Origin of the sequence: Kocuria sp. NBRC 114282, from assembly GCF_030268385.1 — a bacterium.
Taxonomy (GTDB): Bacteria; Actinomycetota; Actinomycetes; order Actinomycetales; family Micrococcaceae; genus Kocuria; species Kocuria palustris.
This window is the reverse complement of record NZ_BSQO01000033.1, coordinates 1-445: the sequence shown is the minus strand read 5'-3', so window position 1 is coordinate 445 and position 445 is coordinate 1. Positions and strand designations below refer to the sequence as shown.

Annotated in this window: 1 rRNA gene; it reads right to left on the bottom strand. The window is 56.0% G+C overall.

Features of this window, described 5'->3' with window-relative positions:
• A 23S ribosomal RNA gene (locus tag QSJ40_RS12605) occupies positions 1–430 on the bottom strand; the annotation flags it as partial.
• Positions 431–445 lie beyond the last annotated feature (15 nt).

Sequence of the window (445 nt, the reverse complement as noted above, 5' to 3'; positions counted from 1 at the left end):
CAATGATTTCGTCTACGGGACTCACACCCTCTACGGCACACCACTCAAGATGATTCGACTATCACGCTGCACTCACACGACCCAGCCGGCAGACCGGGCACTGATGCTCCCACAACCCCGCCCATGCAACCCCTGCCGGGTATCACACACAGACGGTTTAGCCACTTCCGCTTTCGCTCGCCACTACTCACGGAATCACTGTTGTTTTCTCTTCCTGCGGGTACTGAGATGTTTCACTTCCCCGCGTTCCCCCCTGCACCCTATGTATTCAGATACAGGTCATCGCCCTCACAGACGACGGGGTTTCCCCATTCGGAAATCCTCGGATCACAGCCCGCTTATCGGCTCCCCGAGGCATATCGCAGATTGCCACGTCCTTCATCGGCTCCTGATGCCAAGGCATCCACCGTGCGCCCTTAGTAATCTTCAAACAGACACACAAAAA